Source organism: Chroococcidiopsis sp., from assembly GCF_051657925.1.
Taxonomy (GTDB): Bacteria; Cyanobacteriota; Cyanobacteriia; order Cyanobacteriales; family Chroococcidiopsidaceae; genus Chroococcidiopsis.
In genome coordinates this window covers 1-5,697 of sequence record NZ_JBOFLP010000259.1, presented here as the reverse complement: position 1 = coordinate 5,697, position 5,697 = coordinate 1, and the positions used below count along the sequence as shown (strand labels likewise).

General features: G+C 46.4%; 6 protein-coding genes and 1 pseudogene. 5 read left to right on the top strand and 2 right to left on the bottom strand.

The genetic code is table 11. From position 1 onward, the window contains the following. Both ACRC32_RS21260 and ACRC32_RS21255 read left to right on the top strand, forming a co-directional pair. Positions 1–119: pseudogene (locus tag ACRC32_RS21260) on the top strand (IS5 family transposase); the annotation flags it as partial. A gap of 44 nt (positions 120–163) precedes the next feature. Then, positions 164–1,642: a gamma-aminobutyraldehyde dehydrogenase gene (locus ACRC32_RS21255; protein WP_438555836.1), complete on the top strand. Its 1,479-nt coding sequence runs from the start codon at positions 164–166 to the stop codon at positions 1,640–1,642. Here the strand turns inward: ACRC32_RS21255 and ACRC32_RS21250 are convergent, their stop codons facing one another. Then, positions 1,643–1,801 carry a hypothetical protein gene (locus tag ACRC32_RS21250; RefSeq protein WP_438555835.1) on the bottom strand — a complete coding sequence of 53 codons (159 nt, stop codon included), beginning with the start codon at positions 1,799–1,801 and terminating at the stop codon, positions 1,643–1,645. A gap of 21 nt (positions 1,802–1,822) precedes the next feature. Between ACRC32_RS21250 and ACRC32_RS21245 the strand changes: the two genes are divergently transcribed. From ACRC32_RS21245 to ACRC32_RS21235, 3 genes are all read left to right on the top strand, one after another. After that, on the top strand, positions 1,823–3,181 hold the full coding sequence (locus ACRC32_RS21245) for an ABC transporter ATP-binding protein (protein ID WP_438555834.1): 1,359 nt from the start codon (positions 1,823–1,825) through the stop codon (positions 3,179–3,181). Between the two features lie 159 nt (positions 3,182–3,340). Further along, on the top strand, positions 3,341–3,481 hold the full coding sequence (locus ACRC32_RS21240; protein ID WP_438555833.1) for a chlorophyll a/b-binding protein: 141 nt from the start codon (positions 3,341–3,343) through the stop codon (positions 3,479–3,481). A gap of 273 nt (positions 3,482–3,754) precedes the next feature. Beyond that, complete coding sequence (locus tag ACRC32_RS21235) at positions 3,755–3,934, top strand: chlorophyll a/b-binding protein (protein ID WP_015154022.1); 180 nt, start codon at positions 3,755–3,757, stop codon at positions 3,932–3,934. A 185-nt stretch (positions 3,935–4,119) separates the two neighbouring features. Here ACRC32_RS21235 and rpoD read toward each other — a convergent pair whose 3' ends face one another. Next, complete coding sequence (gene rpoD, locus ACRC32_RS21230) at positions 4,120–5,298, bottom strand: RNA polymerase sigma factor RpoD (protein ID WP_015154021.1); 1,179 nt, start codon at positions 5,296–5,298, stop codon at positions 4,120–4,122. Positions 5,299–5,697: the final 399 nt, after the last annotated feature.

Sequence of the window (5,697 nt, the reverse complement as noted above, 5' to 3'; positions counted from 1 at the left end):
GACGCTTCAAGATTTTCCGTATTTTTTCTGGACGCTATCGCAATCGGAGAAAGCGGTTTGGTTTACGTTTGAATCTGATTGCAGGTCTGCTTAATTACGAACTGGCACATGCTGTTTGATTCATGCAGGAGGTCTACTGAATAACTGAATAACTGAGGGGATTATGGAACAACATAAGATGATTATCGGCGGGGAAGCAGTGGCAGCGGTGAGTGCTAACTGGGAAACGGTCATCAATCCTGCCACGGAAGAAGCGATCGCGGAAGTCCCGCAAGCAGATTATGCTGATGTGAATAAAGCTGTAGAGGCTGCAAAACAAGCTTTTCCTTCATGGTCTAGTCTCTCTCCAGGCGAACGGAGTGCATTGCTGTATAAACTTGCCGATGCTCTAGAAGCAAAAGCAGAAACACTAGCACAAACAGAAAGCCTCAATGTCGGTAAACCAATTAAACTAGCAGCCAACGGCGATATTCCCTTTGCGATCGATAATATCCGCTATTTTGCCGCACAAGCCAGAGTCGTAGAGGGAATTGCATCTGGAGAGTTCGTTCCTGGTTACACTTCTGCTATCCGTCGCGAACCAATTGGCGTAGTTGCCTCTATTGCCCCCTGGAATTATCCAATCATGATGGCAGCATGGAAAACTGCCCCAGCAGTTGCGGCGGGAAATACTGTTGTCATCAAACCCGCACCCCAAACTCCTCTAACAACTATAATGCTGGCTCAAACAGCTTTAGAAGTTGGCTTTCCGTCAGGAGTCATCAATGTTGTAACAGGTAAAGGTCCAGGGGTAGGGGAACCTCTGGTCAATCATGCCGACGTGCGAATGATTTCGTTCACTGGTTCTACCCGTACGGGTAAGCGGATTATGGAACTAGCAGCCCAAAAAGTGACGCGAGTGCATTTAGAATTAGGCGGAAAAGCTCCCTTTGTCGTGTTTGCTGATGCAGATATCGAAGCAGCAGCTAGAGGTGCAGTCGTTGGTGCTTATATTAATACAGGACAAGATTGTACGGCAGCCACGCGAATTTTAGTAGAACGCTCTCGCTATCAAGATTTCTTATCGGCTTTTACCGAACTGTCACAACAGATCCGCCTGGGAACGCCACAAGCAGAAACAACAGATATGGGTCCATTAATCTCATCTGACCAACGCCAACGGGTGCATGGATTTGTAGAAAGAGCCAAGGCAGATGGAATTACCGCGCACTTACCAGGCGGAATACCCGAAGGCAAGGGTTTTTTCTACCAGCCGACAATATTTTGTCAGGCTGCCACTCAAAGCGAAATTATGCAAGAAGAGGTATTCGGTCCCGTCCTGGTAGTCAACTCGTTTGATTCTGAGGCAGAGGCGATCGCAGTTGCCAATGACGTGAAATACGGTTTGGCTGCCTCTATTTGGACGAAAGACTCTGCTAAAGCATGGCGCGTTGCGAGTGCGCTACAATTTGGCACGGTATGGATTAACGACCATTTGCCCCTGGCTTCCGAAATGCCCCACGGTGGCTTTAAAGAGTCCGGCTTCGGCAAAGATCTCTCACGTTACGCTTTTGATGAGTATACAATTGCCAAACACGTTATGTTCGACCTCAGCGGCGCAGTCAAAAAACCCTGGCACTTTACAGTATTTGGCGATGCTTAGTCAGTTATCAGTTATCAGTAAAGAAAGGGTGTGGGGTGTGGGGTGTGGGGTGTGGGGTGTGGGGTGTAGTGAGTAGCTAGTGGCTAGAATTGCTCCCGATCTCTCCTCTGCTCCTTTGCTCCTCTGCTCCCTTGTCTCCCTTGTCCCCTCACTCCTCACTCCTCACTCCTCGCCCCTCCAATGGCAGCAGTCACCCTAGAAAACGTTTACAAAAGCTTTCCCGCTCGTCCTGGCGATCGCGCTGTAGTCCCAATGACAGCAGATCTACTCGCTCCGGTTGAGGTTACACCTGCAATGGAAATTCCATCTAAGTCGCAGGTGGAGAAAGTACTAAAGCAAGCAGAAAATGTCGATGTCTTGCGCTCGATTAACCTCACTATTGAGGATGGCGAGTTTATGGTGCTGGTCGGACCTTCAGGCTGCGGTAAAAGTACGCTGTTGCGCTCGATCGCAGGGTTGGAAGAATTAAGTTCAGGCAACATCTGGGTGGGCGATCGCCTTGTCAACCAACTCCCACCCAAAGCACGAGACATCGCGATGGTGTTTCAAAATTACGCTCTCTATCCCCATATGTCGGTGTATGACAATATTGCTTTTGGACTGCGGCGTACTAGAGCTGGGGGAGCTGAGGGAGCTGAGGGAGCAGGGGGGACAAAAATTCCGCTTCAGATCCAAAATGTGCTAGTGGGGATGACGAGCAGATTGCCGAAAGGACTGCGTTACATGACGGCAAGGGAACGGGCAATTGACCAGCGGGTAAGGAGTGTTGCGGCACTGTTACAAATTGAATCGTTTTTGCAGCGCTTGCCAAAACAGCTATCGGGGGGACAAAAGCAAAGGGTAGCTCTCGGTAGAGCGATCGCCCGCAACCCCCAAGTCTTTTTGATGGACGAACCCCTTTCCAATCTGGATGCAAAATTGCGGGCAGAAACCCGCGCTCAAATTGTCAAACTGCAACGTCAGCTGGGAACGACAACAATCTATGTCACTCACGATCAAACAGAAGCAATGACAATGGGCGATCGCATTGCTGTGATGCACCAAGGACAAATCGAGCAAGTCGCTCGTCCGCTAGAACTTTACAATCACCCCGCGACTAAATTTGTGGCTGAATTTATCGGTTCGCCACCGATGAATTTTCTCTCAGTTCAGTTTCAGGCTCCAGCGATCGTCCATCCCCTATTTCGTCTCAATCTTTCCGAAGTTTGGGCATCTACTTTACAGAAGTATGATGGACGAGATTTAATTTTGGGCATTCGACCCGAACACCTAACTTTGAGTAGCGCCACACCTGACAATCTCCCCGTACAAGTCGAGCTAGTGGAAGCCTTGGGCAACGAAACCTACCTCTTTGTCACGACTATGGCTGCGGCTAATGCTACTCCTACTCCGTTACAAGTACGTATTCCACCAGAGCGGACGGTGAATATTGGCGAACAATTGTGGCTATCGCTTCACCCAGAAAAAATTCACTTTTTCGATCCAGCAACTAATTTGGCAGTTGGTAGGGAGCAGGGAGCAGGGAGCAGGGAGCAGTGAAGCTCGGGTGCGTGAAAAGTCACTGATAACTGACAACTGATAACTGACAACTGCCTATCTCCTCCTTAAGATAGAGCGCAGCAGAATCTTTCTTTTTTACATTAATTTACATATTCTGTTGTAATTCTTAATGAGTTAGGGCTAACTGGAGATAGAAGTATGCAAGATACTACAAAACTTGCCACTACAGCGATGGAAGATCGCAATTCATGGCGCTGGGGTTTCACCCCTCAAGCAGAACTCTGGAATGGTCGTTTGGCAATGGTGGGCTTTTTTATTGCTTTATTTCTTTACCTGTAGTGTGAGGCTAGGCAACCACTCGTTTTTGGTTAGCGAATGTTCTGGCTTTTGTGGAGTGAGGAGCTTGCCCGCCCGCACAGCGCGATGCGATTTGAACTTACGCTAGCTGATTTTTTGATTTTGGCTCGATCTTCTTTGCTTCAGTCCGACTTTTTGCCAGGAAATTTCATTTAAGCTGTTGCATCTCCATCAACTAATTGTTATATTAGTTTACATAACTAAATAAAAAGTTACAGTTTTTCTGACTGAAGTACCAATTTAGGAGCATCAATCATGCAAGACACAACTAAAGTTACCACACCAATCATTGACGATCGCAACGCATGGCGTTGGGGCTTCACACCACAAGCTGAAATTTGGAACGGTCGTTTAGCAATGATCGGTTTCCTAGCAGCTGTTGCGATCGAACTGTTCTCAGGTCAAGGTTTCCTTCACTTCTGGGGAATTCTCTAAATCCGTGGTGTTAGATTTAAAGCAACAAAAAGACTTGGGAACAGGCATTCCCAAGTCTTTTTTTGTGTGAAGACTATCCACAACTATCTTCACACCAATTATGCATTTTTCGCTTCAAAACCAGAAGTTAGTCTAGATGCATCTAAAAATCTTTAATTCCGACTTCTGACTTCTGACTTCCGACTTCATCTAATATATTCTTTCAGCACGCTATTACGGTTGGGATGGCGAAGTTTACGTAAAGCTTTTGCTTCGATTTGACGAATTCTTTCGCGAGTCACGTTGAAGATCTGTCCGATTTCTTCTAGCGTTTTCATTCGACCGTCATCTAATCCATAGCGCAAACGCAACACGTCTCTTTCCCGTGGGCTGAGACTATCCAAAACTTTTTCTAAGTCTTCGCGTAACAAATTCTTAGAAACCTGATCTTCTGGCGTTTCTCCATCCGACTCAATAAAATCGCCCAGTCGGGAATCTTCTTCCTTACCGATGGGCGTTTCTAATGAAATTGGTAGCTGGGCTGATTTAGCAATAAACCGCAGCTTTTCGATTGTCATTTCCATGCGGGTAGCAATTTCCTCTTCGGTTGGCTTGCGACCCATTTCTTGCGATAGCAATTTAGTCGTTTTCTTAATGCGGGAAATAGTTTCGTAGAGGTGGACTGGCAGGCGAATAGTACGAGATTGATCGGCAATGGCGCGAGTAATTGCTTGGCGAATCCACCATGTAGCGTAGGTAGAAAACTTATAGCCTTTTTCGTGGTCGAACTTCTCAGCCGCCCGAATCAAACCTAAAGAACCTTCCTGAATCAAGTCTTGGAACGACAGCCCGCGATTCATATATTTTTTAGCGATCGAAACCACTAGGCGCAGGTTTGACTGCACCATCTTGTCCTTAGCCCGCCGTCCGACGTGCAAACGATAGCGAAATGCGGGTAAATTCTGCTTAACTGCTTCCGCCCATTCACTGTCTTGCGGTTCGCGATCTAATCGATCGGATAACTTTTCTCGAATTCGCTCTAGCTCTAGTAAATCGGCAATTTTTCGTGCTAATTCAATCTCTTCGTCTGCCCGCAGGAGGCGAATTCTACCGATTTCTTGTAAGTAAAGGCGAATCGAGTCTTCGGTATATTGTTTTTTCTTTGTTTGCGCCCGCCGACGGGTTTTTCCACCTTTCCCAGGCTTAGCGTCATCCTCGTCAGGCTGAACTTCTAAAAATCCGTCACTATCATCTACTTCTAAGCTTTGTAACTCTTCTGCTTCTTCTAATGAAAAGTCAAAATCGCGCTCGAAATCAGACTGGCGAGCCATTTGGGGTTCAGACTGTTGAATATTTTCGAGTAGTACGTTGTTAGCCTGGTTCATGCCGCGTTCCTCATGCTCCTTGATTCAACAAACATTTAGTCACTTAAAAATTGCTCTCATTGCATCAGCTAGCGACTAGCTGCAAAGAGATTCTCTGTCGGGAAGATTCATGGGCAGATCCGAACGATATGGTGGTAGGATTCATGCCTGAAAACATACTTTGAGATTAACTGATTGGTCTAAAATAAGCTCTGCTCAATTTAATAGACATAGCCTTGGATAGATGCACCAATAGCTATTTATCTCTTAGGTAATGAAGACCGTTCCGATTGTAGCCTGTTTCACAAAATTTGGGCAGATTTAGTGTTCTAATTTTGAAGTCAGAAGGTCAAGACAAGTTCAATTGTTTCCCAATTTGTATTTACACCTACGAATTACATCTTAAATTTGTCTTCCGCA

Excerpts from the sequence above, each read along its gene's own strand:
- ACRC32_RS21245 (WP_438555834.1), top strand. The coding sequence starts at position 1,823 with ATGGCAGCAGTCACCCTAGAAAACGTTTACAAAAGCTTTCCCGCTCGT.
- ACRC32_RS21240 (WP_438555833.1), top strand. The coding sequence starts at position 3,341 with ATGCAAGATACTACAAAACTTGCCACTACAGCGATGGAAGATCGCAAT.
- rpoD (WP_015154021.1), bottom strand. The coding sequence starts at position 5,298 with ATGAACCAGGCTAACAACGTACTACTCGAAAATATTCAACAGTCTGAA.
- ACRC32_RS21255 (WP_438555836.1), top strand. The coding sequence starts at position 164 with ATGGAACAACATAAGATGATTATCGGCGGGGAAGCAGTGGCAGCGGTG.
- ACRC32_RS21235 (WP_015154022.1), top strand. The coding sequence starts at position 3,755 with ATGCAAGACACAACTAAAGTTACCACACCAATCATTGACGATCGCAAC.